Here is a 2,306-nt window from a genome sequence, read left to right on the forward strand (position 1 = left end):
CGTCGATATACTGGCCCCATGCCCATCGCTCTGCCTCAAGCTCAGGTCCTGCCGACCGGCGAAGCCGCCACCTACGCCGAGTGGTTCGCCTGCCTGGCCGAACCGGTGCGGGTGCGGCTGCTGCACGCGGTGGCCACGACCCCGAAAGGCATCACGGTCGGCGCGTTGACCGAGATCCTGGGCACGAGTCAGTCCACGACCTCCCATCACGTCCGCAAGCTTGCCGACGTGGGATTCGTGCGCCTGCACAAGGAAGGTGCCGCGACCATCGTCACCGTCAACGAAGCGTGCTGCGCCGGACTGCCGCACGCTGCCGACGCGGTGATGGGCCTGCTCGCGCCGCGTCCGTGCTGCCCTGCCGACCTGCCCGCCGACGTCACCATCCGCGCCCTAGAGCCCAGGGATTGGGCTGAGGTGCGGCGCATCTACGGCGAGGGTATCGCCACCGGAATCGCCACCTTCGAGACCGAAGTCCCCACCCGCGCCCACCTCGACAAGCACTGGTTGCCCGCCCACCGATGGGTCGCCGAGGTCGACGGCCGCGTCGTCGGCTGGACCGCCGCCGCCCCGGTATCGAGCCGCGACTGCTACGCCGGTGTCGCCGAGACCTCGCTCTATGTCGCCGACTCCCACCGTGGACGCGGCGTGGGCAAGGCCCTGCTGCACAAGCAGGTCCTCGCCGCGGACGACGATGGCTTGTGGACGTTGCAGACCTCGATCTTCACCGACAACCGCGCCTCGCTGGCCCTGCACCACAGCGCCGGGTACCGCACCGTCGGTGTGCGCGAACGCATCGCCCAACGCGACGGGGTCTGGCACGACACCGTCCTGCTCGAGCGCCGCTCGCCTATGAGGTAGGGCTCGCCCCGGGCGTTCACCGGCTGTTTGCTTGCCTCGCCGTATTGATATCGGTCAATATTGGCGTATGTCGAAGTCGAAGTTGGTGGTGACGCCTGTGCAGGCGTGCTCCGCCGCGCCACTGGTGCGTGAGCCCCTGTCCGAGCCTCACGCCGTCGAGCTGGCGAGCGTGTTCAAAGCACTGTCGGATCCGGTCCGGCTGCGCCTGCTGAGCACCATCGCCTCCCGTGAAGGCCAGGAAGCCTGCGTGTGCGACCTGTCGGCCGGGATCGACCTGACCCAGCCCACGATCTCCCATCACCTCAAGGTGCTGCGCGAAGCCGGGCTGCTCGACAGCGAACGCCGCGCCTCCTGGGTGTACTACCGGGTCGTCCCCGAAGCCCTGCAACGACTGTCGGAAGTTCTGCTCGTCGAAAGCGGCACCGCGACGGGAGTCACCGCATGAGCACGACCACCGCCGAGCACCCCGCCGTCGTCGGCGAGCTGTCGACTCTCGACCGGTTCCTGCCGGTCTGGATCGGCGTCGCCATGGTCGCCGGACTGCTGCTGGGCCGGATGATTCCCGGTCTCGGCGACGCCCTCTCGACGGTGGAGATCGACGGCATCTCGCTACCGATCGCGATCGGCCTGCTCATCATGATGTACCCGGTCCTGGCGAAGGTCCGCTACGACCGACTCGACACCGTCACCGGCGACCGCAAACTCCTGATCAGCTCCCTGGTGCTGAACTGGATTCTCGGCCCGGCCCTGATGTTCGCGTTGGCCTGGCTGTTGTTGCCGGCTCTGCCCGAGTACCGGACGGGACTGATCATCGTCGGTCTGGCCCGCTGCATCGCGATGGTCATCATCTGGAACGACCTCGCCTGCGGTGACCGTGAGGCCGCTGCCGTGCTGGTCGCGTTGAACTCGGTGTTCCAGGTGATCATGTTCGCCGTCCTGGGCTGGTTCTACCTCTCGGTCCTGCCGGGCTGGCTCGGCCTGGAACAGACCACCATCGACACCTCACCGTGGCAGATCGCGAAATCGGTGCTGATCTTTCTCGGCATCCCGCTGCTGGCCGGGTTCCTCACCCGCCGCTTCGGTGAGCGCGCCAAGGGCCGCGAATGGTACGAATCCAGCTTCCTACCCAAGATCGGGCCGTGGGCGCTGTACGGGTTGCTGTTCACCATCGTGATCCTGTTCGCCCTGCAAGGTGAGCAGATCGCCTCCCACCCGCTCGACGTGGTCCGCATCGCCATCCCGCTGCTGGCCTACTTCGCGATCATGTGGGGCGGCGGCTACGCGATGGGAGCAGCCCTCGGCCTCGGCTACGAACGCACCACCACCCTCGCCTTCACCGCAGCGGGCAACAACTTCGAACTCGCCATCGCCGTCGCTATCGCCACCTACGGCGCCACCTCCGGCCAAGCCCTGGCCGGAGTCGTCGGCCCGCTCATCGAGGTCCCCGT

General features: G+C 67.6%; 3 protein-coding genes. All 3 read left to right on the forward strand.

From position 1 onward, the window contains the following. Positions 1-18: 18 nt before the first annotated feature. Entirely contained in the window at positions 19-858 is an 840-nt protein-coding gene (locus DFR74_RS35140) for a helix-turn-helix domain-containing GNAT family N-acetyltransferase (protein WP_067514877.1), read from the forward strand. Positions 859-925: 67 nt separating this feature from the next. After that, entirely contained in the window at positions 926-1,303 is a 378-nt protein-coding gene (locus tag DFR74_RS35145) for an ArsR/SmtB family transcription factor (RefSeq protein WP_067514875.1), read from the forward strand. Continuing rightward, positions 1,300-2,306: ACR3 family arsenite efflux transporter (gene arsB, locus DFR74_RS35150; RefSeq protein ID WP_113975435.1), on the forward strand; the 1,007-nt coding region annotated here is incomplete at its 3' end. The genes DFR74_RS35145 and arsB, both read left to right, overlap by 4 nt.

Source organism: Nocardia puris, assembly GCF_003315035.1.
GTDB classification, from domain to species: Bacteria; Actinomycetota; Actinomycetes; order Mycobacteriales; family Mycobacteriaceae; genus Nocardia; species Nocardia puris.